Source organism: Citrobacter freundii complex sp. 2024EL-00216 (assembly GCF_043945515.1).
Taxonomy (GTDB): Bacteria; Pseudomonadota; Gammaproteobacteria; order Enterobacterales; family Enterobacteriaceae; genus Citrobacter; species Citrobacter portucalensis.
In genome coordinates this window covers 188343-205338 of the sequence record NZ_JBIMRA010000002.1, presented here as the reverse complement: position 1 = coordinate 205338, position 16996 = coordinate 188343, and the positions used below count along the sequence as shown (strand labels likewise).

14 protein-coding genes are annotated in these 16996 nt (G+C 49.1%); 7 read left to right on the top strand and 7 right to left on the bottom strand.

What is annotated here, in order from left to right; translation table 11 throughout:
• Window positions 1-102: 102 nt before the first annotated feature.
• The gene (locus tag ACHHZ7_RS03395; protein WP_003834866.1) at window positions 103-837 is read right to left on the bottom strand and encodes a LytTR family DNA-binding domain-containing protein; all 735 of its coding nucleotides are present in this window, start codon (window positions 835-837) and stop codon (window positions 103-105) included.
• A 14-nt stretch (window positions 838-851) separates the two neighbouring features.
• Window positions 852-2549, bottom strand: a complete 1698-nt coding sequence (locus tag ACHHZ7_RS03390; protein WP_123969770.1) for a sensor histidine kinase — start codon at window positions 2547-2549, stop codon at window positions 852-854.
• 387 nt (window positions 2550-2936) lie between these two features.
• On the opposite strand from ACHHZ7_RS03390, the gene alaC reads away from it, so the two are divergent.
• The gene (gene alaC, locus ACHHZ7_RS03385) at window positions 2937-4175 is read left to right on the top strand and encodes an alanine transaminase (RefSeq protein WP_008785386.1); all 1239 of its coding nucleotides are present in this window, start codon (window positions 2937-2939) and stop codon (window positions 4173-4175) included.
• A gap of 66 nt (window positions 4176-4241) precedes the next feature.
• Here alaC and ypdK read toward each other — a convergent pair whose 3' ends face one another.
• Window positions 4242-4313, bottom strand: a complete 72-nt coding sequence (ypdK, locus tag ACHHZ7_RS03380; protein WP_010723117.1) for a membrane protein YpdK — start codon at window positions 4311-4313, stop codon at window positions 4242-4244.
• Window positions 4314-4656: 343 nt separating this feature from the next.
• On the opposite strand from ypdK, the gene ACHHZ7_RS03375 reads away from it, so the two are divergent.
• Complete coding sequence (locus ACHHZ7_RS03375; protein WP_060683476.1) at window positions 4657-5271, top strand: lysozyme inhibitor LprI family protein; 615 nt, start codon at window positions 4657-4659, stop codon at window positions 5269-5271.
• A 41-nt stretch (window positions 5272-5312) separates the two neighbouring features.
• On the opposite strand, the gene lpxP is transcribed toward ACHHZ7_RS03375, so the two are convergent.
• Window positions 5313-6233, bottom strand: a complete 921-nt coding sequence (lpxP, locus tag ACHHZ7_RS03370; protein ID WP_020996694.1) for a kdo(2)-lipid IV(A) palmitoleoyltransferase — start codon at window positions 6231-6233, stop codon at window positions 5313-5315.
• Window positions 6234-6673: 440 nt separating this feature from the next.
• Between lpxP and ACHHZ7_RS03365 the strand changes: the two genes are divergently transcribed.
• Entirely contained in the window at window positions 6674-6916 is a 243-nt protein-coding gene (locus ACHHZ7_RS03365; RefSeq protein ID WP_008785383.1) for a DUF2545 family protein, read from the top strand.
• A 109-nt stretch (window positions 6917-7025) separates the two neighbouring features.
• Here ACHHZ7_RS03365 and pgtP read toward each other — a convergent pair whose 3' ends face one another.
• On the bottom strand, window positions 7026-8417 hold the full coding sequence (gene pgtP / locus ACHHZ7_RS03360; RefSeq protein WP_048234793.1) for a phosphoglycerate transporter PgtP: 1392 nt from the start codon (window positions 8415-8417) through the stop codon (window positions 7026-7028).
• Between the two features lie 415 nt (window positions 8418-8832).
• Here pgtP and pgtC point away from each other — a divergent pair, with 415 nt between their 5' ends.
• From pgtC to pgtA, 3 genes are read left to right on the top strand one after another with little or no spacing between them, the layout of a single operon-like run.
• Entirely contained in the window at window positions 8833-10032 is a 1200-nt protein-coding gene (gene pgtC / locus ACHHZ7_RS03355) for a phosphoglycerate transport regulator PgtC (protein ID WP_122984195.1), read from the top strand.
• Between the two features lie 11 nt (window positions 10033-10043).
• Window positions 10044-12038 carry a two-component system sensor histidine kinase PgtB gene (gene pgtB, locus ACHHZ7_RS03350; protein ID WP_187392930.1) on the top strand — a complete coding sequence of 665 codons (1995 nt, stop codon included), beginning with the start codon at window positions 10044-10046 and terminating at the stop codon, window positions 12036-12038.
• The gene (pgtA, locus tag ACHHZ7_RS03345; RefSeq protein ID WP_060683478.1) at window positions 12028-13275 is read left to right on the top strand and encodes a two-component system response regulator PgtA; all 1248 of its coding nucleotides are present in this window, start codon (window positions 12028-12030) and stop codon (window positions 13273-13275) included. The genes pgtB and pgtA overlap by 11 nt, the downstream gene beginning before the upstream one ends.
• A gap of 105 nt (window positions 13276-13380) precedes the next feature.
• Here pgtA and ACHHZ7_RS03340 read toward each other — a convergent pair whose 3' ends face one another.
• Window positions 13381-13920, bottom strand: coding sequence for a DUF2058 domain-containing protein (locus tag ACHHZ7_RS03340; RefSeq protein ID WP_192463880.1), 540 nt, complete (start codon window positions 13918-13920; stop codon window positions 13381-13383).
• Window positions 13921-14292: 372 nt separating this feature from the next.
• On the opposite strand from ACHHZ7_RS03340, the gene ACHHZ7_RS03335 reads away from it, so the two are divergent.
• Window positions 14293-16191, top strand: coding sequence for a methyl-accepting chemotaxis protein (locus tag ACHHZ7_RS03335; RefSeq protein WP_020996691.1), 1899 nt, complete (start codon window positions 14293-14295; stop codon window positions 16189-16191).
• Window positions 16192-16267: 76 nt separating this feature from the next.
• Here ACHHZ7_RS03335 and ACHHZ7_RS03330 read toward each other — a convergent pair whose 3' ends face one another.
• The gene (locus tag ACHHZ7_RS03330) at window positions 16268-16876 is read right to left on the bottom strand and encodes a DUF1062 domain-containing protein (RefSeq protein ID WP_071845288.1); all 609 of its coding nucleotides are present in this window, start codon (window positions 16874-16876) and stop codon (window positions 16268-16270) included.
• Window positions 16877-16996 lie beyond the last annotated feature (120 nt).

The following is a 16996-nucleotide window of genomic DNA, read 5'->3' as shown; positions in this document are numbered from 1 at the left end:
AGTGACGACCAATATACTACAAACTTAGTTCCGCTATCCCGTTCGTCGCGGAAACGACTGAAAGCGTGCGCTGTACTCTCCATTCGTCACGTTTTTTCAGCACTATAAATGCATTAATTGTCTGAATTCTTTCACTTTGCTCCGACTAACCGGGATTTCAAATTCCAGATCCTTTAAACGCAGAATATAAGTGTTGTTAAACCAGGGTTCGATCTCGCGGATTTTATTCAGATTTACGCAGAACGAGCGGTGGCAGCGGAAGAAATGCGAAGCCGGCAGTTTGCTGCAAAATTCGCTGATGTTCATCGGCATGACGTATGATTCTCGTCGCGTATAGACGAACGTCATCTTTTCATGCGCTTCAGCGTAGTAGATGTCGTTGATTGGGGTCACGATGATCCGCTCATCTTTGATCAGGTTGATCGTATCGTTTTCGCGGGCCACCGGACTTACAGGGGACGTTCCCGTTTGCTGTTGCTGCCAGGCGGCTTCCAGCTTTTGCAGCATGCTGACAATGCGTGATTCCTGGTACGGCTTCAGAATGTAGTCAAAAGCTTCCAGTTCGAAGGCTTCAACAGCATGCTCTTTCCACGCGGTAATAAACACAATAAAGGGTTTATGTGCGAACTGGCTGATATTTTGTGCCAGCAATACGCCGTCCAGCGAGGGAATATTAATATCCAGAAAAATGGCGTCAACGCGGTTGTGCTGGAGATATTTCAGCACGTCCAGACCATCGTCAAACGTGCCGACAATCTCCATCTGGCTGTGCTCTTTTATCAGCCAGCTCAGTTCCTGTTGGGCCAGGAATTCATCTTCAACAATGATGACTTTCACGACTTCACTCCTGGTTAAAGCAATAATGTAGTTGGCGCGGCTGCGGGCGAGTGCACATTAGGTACATAAAAGGCAATCTCTGTGCCTGGCTCCAGACGGCGGATATGTAATCCCTCACCGTAGAGCAGCTTAACGCGATGGTGCACATTCAACAGACCAATTTTATTGCCCGGCATTTCATTGGACTCGACCCGTTCAATCACTTTTGGGTCGATACCATGACCCGTGTCTCGTACGGCAATCCGTACCCGGTTGCCGCACTCCGCAACGCTGATAGTGACCACACCTTTCCCTTTGCAGGGCTGGATCCCATGGACGATAGCGTTCTCGACCAACGGCTGAATCAGCAGGCTGGGAATAAAACAGCTTACCTCTTCATCGATATCATAAATAACGGTCAGCTTGTCGCCAAAGCGGGCCTGTTCGATGGTGATGTAATCCTTGATTTGATACAGCTCTTTCTTGATGTCGATCTGCTCATCGTCTTTTAATTCAATATTATAGCGAAGATAGCGCGACAAATTAAAAATGAGCTGACGTGCTGTGTCCGGGTTAAGCCGCACCGACGATGAAATCGCGTTCAGGGCATTAAACAGAAAATGGGGATTTATTTTGCTTTGCAGCGCGCGTAGCTCTGCCTTATTTGCCATTTCTCGTAGTTGCTCTGCGCGGGAGACTTCAAGCTGGGTGGAGATGATTTGCGACAGACCGATCGCCATTTCCTGTAACGAGGAAGTGATTTGATGAGCGTGACAGTAGTAGATCTTCAGCGTGCCGGTCACGACGCCTTTCTCCCAAAGTGGGATCACCAGCATAGAGTGGATTTCCGGGGTGCGATGCGCTTCATCATTGTTTTTTATGATTATTTTACCGTGATTTATGGCTTCTTGCGTGGTGGGGCTGACGAAGTCATCGTTATCGCGGTAGTTGATCTCTCCGACGCCAACATAGGCCAGAACGTGCTGAGTATTGGTGATTGCAACCGCGTCAGCGTGGATATCGTGGCGAATAATTTCGCACACCTGACGTAACGACTCGCTATTGACCTGGCGAAAGAGCGGCAGCGTTTTGTTGGCGATATCCAGCGCCAGCTTGGCCTGTTTTGCAGCGCTGGCTTCTTTCTCACCTTCAACGCTTTGTACCAGCATCACGATAAAACCAATACAGACGCTGCCGAGGATCATCGGGATACCGATTTTTGAGACAATATCCAGCCCCAGTTCGGTGGTGGGTGCCCAGGCGACGACCAGTATCATGGTCAGTGATTCGCACAGCATTCCGCCTAAAATACCCGCGCGCCAGTGCTGCGCTTTGGGGATCTTAAGGTTGATCCACCCGGCAATGCAGCCAGCCAGAATGCTGGTAATAAAGCAGGGTAGGGCAGTTACGCCGCCAATATCGATCAGGTAACGGTGGGTGCCTGCGATCAGCCCCGTAATAATGCCAACCCATGGACCGAACAGGATCCCTCCTGACATGACCGCGATAATACGCACATTGACCAGAGAACCTTCTACCGGTACGCCTGACCAGGTACTGAACAGGGCAAACATGGAGAAAATCGCGGTAACGGCGAGCAGCTCTTTTGGGGAGTGGGCTGACTTGTGCAACAGTTCGCGAAACAGGCGGATACGAATCAGGAAAAACAGACAGAACAGCATCAGTGCTGCTCGGTCAAATACCGCCAGCAGCATATTGAATATTTCGTGCACGGGTGACTCTTGCGCAAGGGTTAAACCACTATGATAGGTAACCTGAGGCAGGATGACCAGCACCCCCGCAGTTCAGAGCTAATGGGGAAAAACCATAATATTAAAAGGGGATTGTTGCATGATTGTTGTATTTACAATACCTGTCCTGTGTGTGCTGCGTTCAAGGTAATGTATTCAACAACAAAATGTTAAATGATGGTAATTTTTGGCGGATTGTGAAAATAAATATTTCCTCATTTTTCTCTACTGTTCCTCTTTTTCGTCAGGAAAAAATATTTTGTTTTGCCTCTCGACAGAAGGAAATTATTCAGGCTATTTTCTAAACGTGCCACCATCGTGGCAGCGTCGCTCGGACGGTCCGGGCGCTAACGTTAATCTGAGGATATTATGGCTGACTCCCGCCCTGAACGTCGCTTTACGCGTATTGATCGCCTTCCCCCGTACGTTTTTAACATCACCGCTGAACTGAAGATGGCTGCGCGTCGGCGCGGCGAAGATATTATCGATTTCAGTATGGGGAACCCGGATGGGGCCACGCCTCCTCACATTGTCGAAAAACTGTGTACCGTGGCTCAGCGCCCGGATACTCACGGTTACTCCACCTCACGCGGCATTCCGCGTTTGCGTCGGGCGATTTCCCGCTGGTACCAGGAGCGCTATGATGTTGAGATCGATCCTGAATCTGAAGCCATTGTGACCATCGGTTCCAAAGAGGGGCTGGCGCACCTGATGCTGGCAACGCTCGATCACGGTGATACGGTCCTCGTGCCCAACCCAAGTTATCCCATCCATATCTATGGCGCGGTGATTGCCGGCGCGCAGGTGCGTTCAGTGCCGCTGGTTGAGGGTGTCGACTTCTTTAATGAGCTGGAACGCGCAATACGCGAAAGTTACCCGAAGCCGAAGATGATGATCTTAGGTTTCCCATCCAACCCGACCGCGCAGTGCGTCGAGCTGGAATTCTTTGAGAAAGTGGTGGCCCTGGCTAAACGCTATGACGTGCTGGTGGTTCACGACCTGGCTTACGCTGATATTGTTTATGACGGCTGGAAGGCACCATCGATTATGCAGGTACCCGGCGCTCGCGACGTCGCTGTTGAATTTTTCACTCTGTCGAAAAGCTACAACATGGCGGGATGGCGTATCGGGTTTATGGTGGGCAACAAAACGCTGGTGAACGCGCTGGCGCGAATCAAGAGCTATCACGATTACGGGACCTTTACGCCACTGCAGGTTGCGGCAATTGCCGCGCTGGAAGGCGATCAGCAATGTGTGCGGGATATCGCAGAGCAATATAAACGTCGTCGCGATGTGCTGGTCAAAGGACTGCATGAAGCAGGCTGGATGGTCGAGATGCCAAAGGCCTCAATGTACGTTTGGGCGAAAATTCCAGAGCAATACGCCGGGATGGGGTCACTTGAGTTTGCCAAGAAGCTGCTGAACGAAGCGAAGGTATGCGTTTCGCCAGGGATTGGGTTTGGTGATTATGGTGATACGCATGTGCGATTTGCGTTGATTGAAAACCGTGACCGTACCCGCCAGGCTATTCGCGGCATCAAGGCGATGTTTCGCGCAGATGGCCTGTTACCGACCAGTGCAAAATCGACTTCTGAAAGTACCGACTGACAGAATGTTCCCCAAAATGCAAAACAGGAGCCTGATGGCTCCTGTTTTTTTGCTGCGTCTTTTAATTTAGATCATCAGGGCGAAAGTACCGGCCCAAACGATGACCATAAAAGAAATGCCCATAAAGAAATATTTCACTTTTCATCTCTCCGCGTACCTGGGGTACGTCTAAATGAACATATGCTTACCTGACAGAGAGCTGATGCACTCGCGAACGAAAGGGAGAATCCCCCTCATTTGCTTGGCTGCATCACCTCAGAATTCTGAGCTTTAATGCTCCAGACGGCGCTAATGTACGCCTAAAAATGAGGAGAGACAAGAGGCATTTTTTTATTTAATTTTAATAACTTACAACTGTCGTGATTCGGCGACAGTTTAATTTCTGCCGGTAATAAATTGCTATTGAGCGACGGAATGGTTACTCGGAGAATTCTCATATCGCCATGATGTTAATGCGGTTAATTTTTCGCAGAATGAGATAATGAAAAGGTTAAAAATGACCAGATTAATGATGTTAGCACTCGTTTTTACGCCATTGACGTCGATGGCGGCCTCACCGTTGGCGTTTAATTTCAGCTGCGCAAGTATTGGTGGTGTGAATAGTGATGGCAAAGGCAATGTTTGGATTGATGGCTCGAAGGCGACGGTGAAGGCCTTCAATGAAAATTACTGGGAAGCCAAAAGCGGCAACAATACGGTTTCTATTTCTCGTAAAGATGACGGAAATCCGGACGTTTCCTGGAGTGGGCCGAATCGAAAGCACGGGGTATGCCTGCCTGAAGATAATATTGACTTTTCTGGGGCCAAAAAATCGACCAGCACTGGACCCTCTTTTTCCTGCGCTGCGGTTGCAAAGGGCAGTATCGAAGAGATTATCTGCCACAGTCCTTCGCTCTCAGAAATGGATTTAGCGTTAAACGGGGCCTACAAGCAGGCGCTGGTTAAATCGAGCAATAACCCGACGCTGAAAGCAGAGCAGCGCGGTTGGGTGAAAGGGCGTAACGAGTGCTGGAAGGAACAGGATAAATCAGCCTGCATAGCCCGCAACTACAACGAGCGAATGGCTGAGCTGCACAGCAAATGGGGCGTTAAGTAATTCAACCGTAGAAAAAAAGAAAGGCCTTACGGCCTTTCTTTTTAGATATACAACGAAGCTTCACCCATCGGGCGAGTTTTGAAGCGACGGTGGATCCAGAGATACTGCTCGGGTGCACGCATGATCTCTTTTTCGATAATTTTGTTCATATACGCCGCAGCCTGGCTTTCATCTGCCGGGTAACCTTCCATTTCTGGGGTGATGAACAGGCGGTAACCGGTGTTATCTGCTTTTCTCACCATGGTTACGGTCAGCATTGCTGCGCCCGATAATCGTGACAGCACGTAGGTACCGTTGGTGGTCGCCACGTCTTTGACTGCGAAGAAGGGGGCGAAAGAACTCCCTTTACGACCATAGTCCTGATCGGGGGCAAACCACACTGCCTCGCCTTTTTTCAGGGCGCCGACAATACCACGCAGATTATTTCTGCCGATCATCGCCTTGTTGGAGCGCATACGACCGCGGGTTTGGATCCACTCCATCAACTTATTATTGTGCGGACGATAGGTTGCCATCATTGGCTGGCAAAGCCCCATTACGCGACCACCCAACTCGAGCGACATAAAGTGTACGCCAACGACCATCACGCCACGGTTTTGCATCTGAGCGCGCTTCAGGTTGTCCAGCCCTTCTACATCAAACCATTTACGCACCCGACGGTCCGGCCAGAACCAGGCCATACCTGTTTCAAGCAGCCCCATGCCGAGCGAACGGAAATTCTCATCGACCAGTTTGTCTCTTTCTTCCTGTGACAGATTTGGGAAACAGAGTTCGAGATTTTTACGTGCAATAGATTCACGGCGTTTTAAAAATGGACGAGCCAGCGTTCCTGTACGGGTACCAAGAAAACACAATACGGGATAGGGAAGCTGTACCAGTAACCAGAGCACACCAACACCAAACCATGTGAGCCAGTAGCGCGGATGCAAAAACGCGCGTGAAAATTTACATTGGGGGAACATAAGCACCTGTTGTTGATACGAAATAGATGTATCGCGAAGATTCTTTGGCTGTCGCTTTACACTCTGCACTGATCGTTAGGCCGCCATGAACGACATTGGTTCCTGTAAAGAGTGTAAAACTGAGTCAGGACAAAACCACGAGGGGGCATGAATGATCGGACGCACAATGTACACCCGAAAATTAATGTCAGCCAGAAATAATTACTCAAGATTCGTAAATGTTTTTAGGGCGATTAAGGGCAAAATTTCGCCTATATATAATTCGTTGTTTTTATGATGATTAAATAAACGACGGAGAAACAGTGTAATAGTAAGCGGTCGAATAATTTTTGTGAATAAAATGTTGCTCAAATTGCATGCAGATAGGAATTGTCTTAGAATATAAAGTTAAGGGAGTGTAAGGACTTACGTTAAGTTTACGGCAGACAGGAGGTATCGCTATGCTCTATTTCTGGACCTTTCTCATACTGAGCATTCTGTGCGTCAGTTGCTATATCTGGCAGGTTATAGGCGCTGCGGCGTCAATTAGCGCTTTTCTCGGCATGGCCATCCTTACGGCATTAATTTACGTTTTTACTATGCGGCTGACCAATGGTAACGAAATGGTAACTGGATTATTCCTGTTTCTTGCTCCGACATGTGGTTTGATCATTCGCTTTATGGTCGCGGATGGTAAGCAATAATTTGCAATCTTACGTTTAGCAATAAATTATCACTTTGAGTTATTTATTATTTATCTGAGTTTATCGAAGTGCCAGCATCGCTGGCACTTTTTTGTGAGACCGAAATGAATTACCGGGCATCCGCCAACTGGAGTGATGCTTCCTCTTGCTGAGCATTTTTTCGCTGTTGCTCAAGTTCCAGCGCACCGCGATGAGAGAGGTAGCAGAACAGGATGCAGCAAACAATACCCCCCATCAGCAGATAGAAGCCGCCGTGCCACCCCATTTTGTCGACCATTACGCCAAACAGACTGGTGCCCAGCGATGCGCCAAAAATGTAGCTCATAAATCCGCGCAGTCCTACTGCAGAACCTACTGCGAAGCTGGGGACGATTTCCATCGTCTGAACAGAAGCGAGGAACTGTGGAACATAGATCAGGCAACCCACAATGGCGGCAAAAATAGTGACCATCAGCAGGGATTCACTTTTCCAGTAGCCGATCAAACAGACGAAAATCAGCGCCATACAAATCATGGCCAGCGGCATGCGACGGCCTTTAAACAGTTTATCGGTAAGCCAGCCCGCCAGTAATGTGGAAGGGATTGCCGCCCATTCAAAAAACAGAAAAGCGATGCTCATTTGCTCTTTCGAGAAATGTTTTTCGGTTAACAGATAAATAGGCAACCAGCTAATCATGCCAAAACGCACCATATAGACGAAGACATCTACCAGTGAAACATACCAGGCATTCTTATTACGCAGCACATAGGTGCAGAAGATCTGGAAGGCACTCATATTTTCTGGCGCCTGGTCAGTGTGTCGGGAATTTAATACTACTTTTTCTTCCGGCATCATTTGTTCCAGAGCCGGTAAGCCTTCCTGGCGCGGTGAACCTTTCCCCAGAATCAGCACAATAAAAGCAAACAGTACGGCAACACCAGCCGGGACAATATAGCTGGCGCTTTGCCAGTGCTCGCTCCCTAAAATGGCAAAGGCGGCACCAACAATCGGAGCGACAATACCACCGCCAACGTTGTGAGAAATATTCCAGAATGCGCCGACGCGTCCACGTTCTTTACGCGGAAACCAATTGGCAATGGTAATAAATGAAGGACCAACGCCCATTCCCTGAAACAAACCGTTGAAAACGACCAGAGCGGCAAAAATCCAGAATCCGGTACTGAATCCTAAACCGACGTTTACGATGGCGCACAGAACCAGGCCGCATGCCATAAAGACCTTAGGGCTGGCCTTGTCTGCCAGACTACTCATAATGCCTTTACTGATCCCATAGGCAATAAGCATGCAGCTGCTGAGTAGACCAATTTGCGTGGCACTGAGATCCAGATGTTCTTTCAGGTACGGTGTTGATAGCGTGAAGTTATTACGCACAATATAGTACGCAAGATAGCCAAGAAATACGCTGAGTAATGCCTGAATGCGGTATCGGCCATAAGTTTCCTGGACTTTCTCCGCCGGGACTTTATTTGCCGCTGGCCCTGCCTTAAATATGGATAACATATCATCACCTAAATTTATATTGATGTGAATATCAGGATTTTTCGCAGTGAAGAGTGAAATAGACGGCAGAGAAACTCAAGTTGATGAAATGAGTCACTATTGACACAATTTGTGGATTACGTGGCTGGTTTTGACTCTTTTTAAATAATGGCTTTTCAATTCTATTCTTTTACGAACGCTTTTATCATCGGCGTGTGCGGGTATTAACAAATTCAGACTGCGTTTTCGGGTATTCTTTACCGATGTCGTCACTTTCCGTTTGGTTATTCTACGAATAACCTTATTCTTCCCCCAGTCGGTGATAAACGGGTAAGTTTTGTCTCAATATTATTTTTTGCATATGTTGGTATTTATGAACGGGATCACAAACAGACTTTTGGGCCGGGGGCGTTGTTGGGCGTTCTCGCTCTGTTTTATGTCGTTGTCGGTGAGTTGCCTGGCGCAGGGTAAAGAGCTGGTAATGGCGACAACCTTTTCCCCTGGGGCAACGGCCTGGATTATTCAGCGTTGGCAGACTGAACCGGGGTCGGTGATGATTCGCACGTTAAACCGGACCAGCAGTTCGTTGGAGCAACTGCTGGATACCGCGAATGCGGAAAATGTTGATCTGATTTTGACCTCATCCCCTATGCTGTTGCAGCATCTGCAGGAGCATCAGAAGTTGGCGCCTTTCGAAAATGCGTTGCCGGAAAGCCAGCGGCTGGTGCCAGACTCTATCCGTTCGACCTCCGTGGCAGTGGCGATATCTGGTTTTGGTCTGTTGATTAATCGTTCTGCTCTGGTGGCACGGCATCTGTCGCCTCCTGCCGACTGGGGGGATTTAACGCTGCCCAAATATCAGAACGCGCTGTTGATGAGTAGCCCATCGCGTTCGGATACCAACCATCTGATGGTTGAGTCATTGCTACAGCAAAAAGGGTGGGATGCGGGGTGGGCGACGCTGCTGGCGAGTGCTGGAAATCTGGTGACGATTTCATCACGCAGTTTTGGCGTAGCCGACAAAATTAAGAGTGGCCTGGGCGTGGCGGGGCCGGTCATTGATAATTATGCCAACCTGTTGCTTAACGATCCTCACCTGGCTTTTACCTATTTTCCACGCTCGGCGGTATCGCCAACCTATGTTGCTGTTCTCAAGAACAGCCAGCACCCCAATGAAGCGCGTCGTTTTATCCGCTATTTGTTAAGCCCGGAGGGACAGCGGATCCTTGCTGATGCGAATACGGGGAAATATCCGGTAACGCAGCTCGCATCTGATAATCCCCGCGCTGCTCAGCAGGCTATTTTACTGAACCAGCCTCCGCTTAATTATCGGCTGATCCTTAAGCGACAACAGTTAGTGCAGCGGATGTTTGATACCGCCATCAGTTTTCGTCTTGCGCAACTGAAGGATGCATGGCGGGCACTATACAGTGCGGAAGCACGCCTGAAACGCCCGCTACCCGAAATCAGAGCCTTACTGACCAGCGTTCCGATAGATGCCAAAAGTAGTGAAGATGAAGCCTGGCTTGCGCAGTTTGATAATAAAAGCGTTGCCGAACAGCAGATGATGGAGTGGCAGCTCTGGTTTCTTAAAAACCAGCGTCAGGCGATATCAAAACTGGAAGAATTAAAATGAAAGGTGGATCGATACTGCAACGCCTTCGCCAACTCAGCATCAGCAGCAGCCTGCGGGGAGCCTTTCTAACGGGCGCATTACTGACGTTGAGCGTAAGCTGCGTCAGTTTATACTCCTGGCATGAGCAGAGCTCGCAGATACGCTATTCTCTTGATGATTACTTCCCGCGCGTGCATTCCGCTTTTTTGATTGAAGGGAATCTCAATCTGGTTGTGGACCAACTGAATGAATTCCTGCTGGCTCCCAATACAACAGTAAGGCTGCAACTGCGCAATCAGATAATCTCGCATCTGGATAAAATCGAAGTGCTGAGCAGGGGGTTGCAATCAGCAGAACAGCAGCAACTGGCGGTGATTTTGCAGGACAGCCGGGCGTTGATGGCGGAACTGGACCGGGTGCTCTACAACATGTTCCTTGTACGCGAAAAAGTGAGCGAGCTTTCCGCGCGCATTGATTGGCTACATGATGATTTTACTACTGAGCTGAATTCACTGGTGCAGGATTTTACCTGGCAGCAGGGGACGTTGCTGGATCAAATCGAGGCCAAAAATGGTGATGCGGCGCTGTATCTCAAACGTGCCCGAGAGGTGCAAAACGAGCAGCAACAGGTCTACACCCTGGCAAGAATTGAAAACCAGATCGTTGATGATTTACGCGACAGGCTCAATGAACTGAAATCGGGTAGCGACGATGGCATGCTGGTGGAGAATCACATCCGCTACCTGGAAAATCTGAAGAAAACGGCGGATGAAAATATCCGCACCCTCGATGACTGGCCCAGCACTATCACACTGCGACAAACTATCGATGAGCTGCTGGAAATCGGGATGATGAAAAATAAAATGCCCGATACGATGCGCGATTATGTTGCAGCGCAAAAAGCGCTGGTTGATGCCAGCCATGCCAGAGAGGCTACGCTTGGGCGCTTTCGAACACTGCTGGAAGCGCAACTGGGGAGTAGCCATCAGCAAATGCAGACGTTTAACCAGCGGCTGGAACAAATTGTTCGCGTCAGCGGTGGACTTATCCTGCTGGCGACGCTGCTGGCGCTACTTCTCGCCTGGGGGCTTAACCACTACTTCATTCGCTCGCGTCTGGTTAAGCGTTTTACTGCGCTCAACCAGGCCGTGGTGCAAATTGGTCTTGGCAGAACGGATGCCTCTATCCCGGTATATGGACGCGATGAACTGGGGCGTATTGCAGGCTTGCTGCGTCATACCCTGGGCCAGTTGAGTGCGCAAAAAAATCAGCTGGAGCAGGAAGTGACCGAGCGCAAGGAGATTGAATCCGATCTTCGTGCAACGCAAGATGAGCTGATCCAGACGGCAAAACTGGCGGTGGTCGGCCAGACTATGACCACGCTGGCGCACGAGATTAATCAACCGCTGAATGCGCTGTCGATGTACCTGTTTACGGCAGGGAGGGCAATCGAACAGGGGCAACCCGCTCAGGCCAGAAGCACATTAACCAAAGCGGAAGGGCTGATTACTCGCATCGATGCCATTATCCGTTCACTGCGTCAGTTTGCTCGCCGGGCCGAACCTGGCACGCCTCTGCATCCGGTCGATCTCCGACAAACGTTCAACGCTGCCTGGGAACTGTTGGCCATGCGACACAAGCCACAGCAGGGTACGCTGACGCTCCCAGACCGGGGCGTGTGGGTGGCTGGTGATGAAGTGCGTATCCAGCAGGTGCTGGTAAACGTCCTGGCAAATGCGCTGGATGCCTGTCCGGTTGCGGCGAAAATAGAGGTTCACTGGCAGACCGAAGGCAGCCGGTTGTGCGTATTTATCAGCGATAACGGCCCCGGTTGGCCTGGAGCATTATTACCATCACTGTTAAAACCGTTTACCACCAGTAAGGATGTTGGCCTCGGTATTGGCTTATCGATTTGTGTATCGTTAATGATGCAAATGAACGGCGAACTGCGCCTGGCGTCGACCCCGGGGCGCAATGCCTGCGTCGTTCTGCAATTTAATCTGACGGATGTAAACGATGTTGAGTGATGAATATTCTGTTCTGCTTATTGATGATGATGCCGATGTTCTTGACGCTTACACCTTGTTGCTTGAACAGGAGGGATATCATGTATTCGCATGCAGTAACCCTTTTGATGCCCGAAATTGGCTGCAGGCCGACTGGCCAGGGATTGTCCTGAGCGACGTGTGTATGCCTGGCTGTAATGGAATTGACCTGATGACGTTGTTTCATCAGGATGACAATCAGCTTCCGATCCTGTTGATCACCGGACATGGCGATGTCCCGATGGCGGTGGACGCGGTGAAGAAAGGTGCGTGGGATTTTCTGCAAAAACCGGTTGATCCAGGCAAACTGCTGGTGTTGGTAGAGGATGCGTTGCGTCAGAGAAAATCTGTGATTACACGTCGTCACTATTGCCAGCAAAAGCTCCAGGTTGAACTGGTCGGCTACAGTGACTGGGTTAATCAGTACCGCCAGCGCTTACGGCAACTGGCTGAAACGGATATTGCCGTCTGGTTTTATGGCGAGCCGGGAACGGGGCGTATGACCGGAGCCCGTTATTTGCATCAGCTTGGGCGCAGCGCTGAAGGACCGTTTATCCGCGGGGAATTGACGTTAGAGAATGCGGGGCAACTCAATGACCTTATTGCCCAGGCGCAAGGGGGAACGCTGGTCCTGAGCCATATTGAGTGCCTGACGCGCGAACAGCAGCACCAGCTGGTGCATTTGCAAAGCCAGGAGCGGCGTCCGTTTCGCTTAATTGGCATTGGCGCCACTTCGTTGGTGGAACTGGCGGCAACTAATCAGATTGTGGCCGAACTTTATTACTGTTTTGCGATGACGCAAATTGGTTGCCAGCCGTTGTCTCAGCGCCCGGATGATATTGAGCCGCTGTTTCGCCATTATCTGCAGAAAGCCTGTCTGCGCCTGAATCATCCCGTGCCCGAGGTTGACGGGGAATTACTAAAAGGAATGCGGCGTCGCGTGTGGTTAAGCAATGTTCGAGAGCTGGCCAATGCCGCCGAGCTTTTTGCCGTTGGGTTATTGCCACTGGCTGAAACCGCGAATCCACAGCTACATTTGCCCGAACCGACACCGCTCGATCGTCGGGTCGACGAGTACGAGCGACAGATCATTACCGAAGCGCTTAATATTCATCAGGGACGTATTAATGAAGTGGCGGAGTATTTACAAATTCCGCGTAAGAAACTGTATTTGCGCATGAGAAAATACGGACTGAGCAAGGAACACTATAAGTTTTAGCAGATGGCAGGTGGGGAAGAAGAGCGGTTGACGGTATTTCGGTGGCGGCGCTAGCGTTCACCGAAATACGCGACGGAACTCTGGGTGATTATCGGGGTGTTTTTCTTACCACATCAAATCGTCAGGAATGACAAAATCAGCATACGGATCGTCTTCGTCCTTCGCTTCCTGGCTCAGTTCGCAATTGAGAACAATATAGCTTGCATCGCGCTGGGCAATCTTGTCGGCGACAACAGCCGGGATAATGGCATATTCGCTCTCGCTGCTGCATTCAGCCGTCAGGCGGGCAATGGCCAGACGGCCCTTGATCAACTGAGACTGGGTTACCTTATCAACATAAACTTTTTTGATTAGGTTATTGTCAGTAAAGTTGTAACCAATATCGCCACGGGAAATGGTGATTTTGTTCCTCTCAATCAGTTGCTTGATCTGCGCTTTGTATTCTTTAGACAATGCGGCCTGCTTCTGCTGTTCGCTGAGCTGCTTATCACGCTCGACCTGTGCTTTTTTATTTTCTTCAACCGCTTCTCTGGCTTCACGAGCCTGAACGCGCGATTTTTTCGCCGTTCTCTGCACTTTCGCCATTTTTTTGCTGCTGACCAGACCCGCTTTAAGCATCTGTTCTTGTAGGGTAAGTTTTGTCATTGTCGCTTCTAATCCAAAAAATCGTTGTAAGGATTATAACCTTAACGTTCGGCGGGACGCCAGAATGATGGCCGCGCCATGGCTGTTATCTCGGGCTGCTGTCACTGTCATGTGCTTCTCTCTCTATCTGAATCAGTTGATGATTACCTGATTCTTTAATAAAAAATAATATGCCAAATAAGTTAGCAAAATGGAGCATAGATTCGCATGTGTTAATTATTTAGAGTTTTATTCTAATTGAAGTAATTAAATAGAGTTATCTTGGCAAAAATTTAATCTAAAAAACAAACAGTTGCCCATTGTTCAAATTTAAAGAGCCGCTTCTTTACGCCGATAACCATAATGAATATATGGATAATGGAGGGAAGTGGCATGTGGTGGGTTTATCGAATGCCGATGAAAATGAAGTTAATAATTGCGCTACAACCATTATTACTGGCGTTATGTTGGTTTGCTGGTTCAGGAATATTAACGCGCATTGAGACAGAACGGCAGATGGAGAATATTGCCCAACTGACAGCGCTCGCACGCAGTGCCGGAAATGTAGTGCATGAATTGCAAAAAGAACGCGGCATGAGTGTCGGGTTTCTGGGGGCTGAAGGGAAGACGTTCAAAGATGAGTTAAACGCACAGCGGGCTTTGACCGATCGCGAGATCGAGGTATTTGTGCGGTCACTGTCCGATACTGCCTTACCGGAAGGGGATGTCGCCACTTCTGTCGCTGCGTTTAAGAAAAATATTCTTTCGCTCGCTACCATCCGCGAAAACGTCACGCAGTTGGGGCTTCCAGCATCAGATGTGGTTAAGTTTTATACCAATGTCATTGCTGATGTGCTGAATTTTGTGGGTAGATTGGGGCAGTTGACGGATTCAGGCGAGATGGCAAACGCGTTCGCCGCCTACTACAACCTGCTGAATTTGAAAGAACAGGCGGGTATTGAACGGGCGCTGTTATCAAATATCTTTTCCTCCGGCCATTTCGCCGACGGACAGTTACATCAACTCAGTGATGTCGTCAGTAAACAGAACGTTTGGTTGGCAGAATCGTTACGTCTGAGTTCACCGGAACAGGCGGCCATGTTGAAAAGCCGCTTACAGTCAGCAGAAGCGTCAAAAGCCCTCGCATTTCGCGAGATCGCGTTTAACCATGTCGAGAACGGTGGATTTGGTGTCGATCCTACGGTCTGGTTTAAAGTACAAACCCAGCGTATTGAAGTAATGCGGCAGATAGAAAATGTGACAGCGAATCGTCTGTTGGCGAATGCAGAAAAACTCGCGCAAGATGCACGAAAAAACTGGCAAATATATATGGCTGTTAGCCTGTTAGCACTCCTGGCATCATTGACGTTCGCAGGGGCCATCGCAATCAATATGCACCGTCAGTTTAGTGACACGCTACGCAAGATTGCGGGTATGAATGGCGATCTGACTCAACGTCTGGCGACCCCGGGCAAAGATGAGCTTTCCTCACTTAATCGTGCATATAACACGATGCTGGAAAGTATTCAGCATATCGTACAGGAGATTAAGCAAGGCTCCGTGGTTTTGTCCGATGCCAGTAGCAGTATTACGGCGGGAAATCAGGATCTGGCTCAACGTACAGATGAACAGGCTGCATCAATAGTAGAAGCTGTGGCCAGCATGGAGCAGCTATCAACTGCGATTACGCAAACAGCGGATAATGCCCGCGAAGCTGAGCATCTGACAATCAGACTGGAAAAAGAGGTCCGACAGGCCAGTAACGTTGCCAGTGCGGCGAACCAGAGCATGGGGGATATTCGCGCTTCCAGTGAGAAAATCTCGAATATTGTGACCTCGATTGATGATATTTCGTTTCAGACTAACTTACTGGCGCTGAATGCGGCAGTGGAAGCTGCACGTGCTGGAGAGATGGGCAGGGGGTTTGCTGTCGTAGCCAGTGAAGTGAGAAATCTTTCGCAGCGTTGCGCCAAAGAGGCTAACCAAATCCGTGAGTTGGTCGCGCAGAATATGGTCAAAATTAGTGAGGGTGTTGAGCGGGTTACTGCATCTGCTACCGCGCTGGAAGCCGCGGCGGATAATACCACCAGTATGAAGCAATATATTGCGGATATCGCTCGTGTGGCGACGGAGCAGTCACAAGGGGTAACCCAGATAAACCTGGCATTGCGACCGATGGAGCAGGTTACACAGCAAAATGCGGCGTTGGTATCTCAGGCTGCGAGCGACAGCCAGCGGCTGGACAATCTGTCGGCAACCATGAAGGATCTGGTTAACCGTTTTGTTGTCTGACGTGACGCCGTTTAACCGACCCGGACAACATACCGGGTCGGTTAAGTCTCATCGCCTTATTGTAAGTTGCATACTGTTAACGCTGGCTCAGAACAACTTTTCGCTGAGCACATAATATGACTACTGACAGCTTAAAATCCAATTGTCTTGTCATGAGTTTTCGGGATTTAAGTTCTTTCATCGTAACACCGTGAATATGACCTTCATCTATCAGTTTCTTTATCTCTGCAGTGCTGAGTAAAAGCTGTCGCTTCAATATCGATAGCACATTAATCTGAAAAGAATGGGAAAGTCTGATGCTGACGGTGACGTTCTGACCGCTGTTGATGCTGACCTGCCACTGTTCCTGAATACGAAAATCAGGTTTACCTGCAAGCTCAGCATTATTCCGGTTCAGGGTCGCTTTATCATTGGCAAAATAGTGAACCGTACTGGCATCGTTGGTGATAAATCGATGATACAGCTCACGATTGATTTTGCTGATGTGAAGCCGTGAAAACAGCGAGATGTTCCATGTGTATTCGCAGTGGATGCATTTATAAATGCTCCAGATATCGAGCACTTTCTTTTGCGAATTGACTCTGAATGCTCCGGAAGGTGCGAATTCGCGTTTTACATTACATGATGGACAACGCTTAGCTATGCGCTGGTACCCGACAGGGGTGACAGTCCATGTGACTTTCATACCGTACCTTTTTTAACCCAAATAAATTCGGATCCGTTTTGAACGAACCATCGTTTTTATGTGAGAAAATATTTTTAAATATTTTTCAGTGGGTTAAGAAAAGATTTCTAACACAGTGAC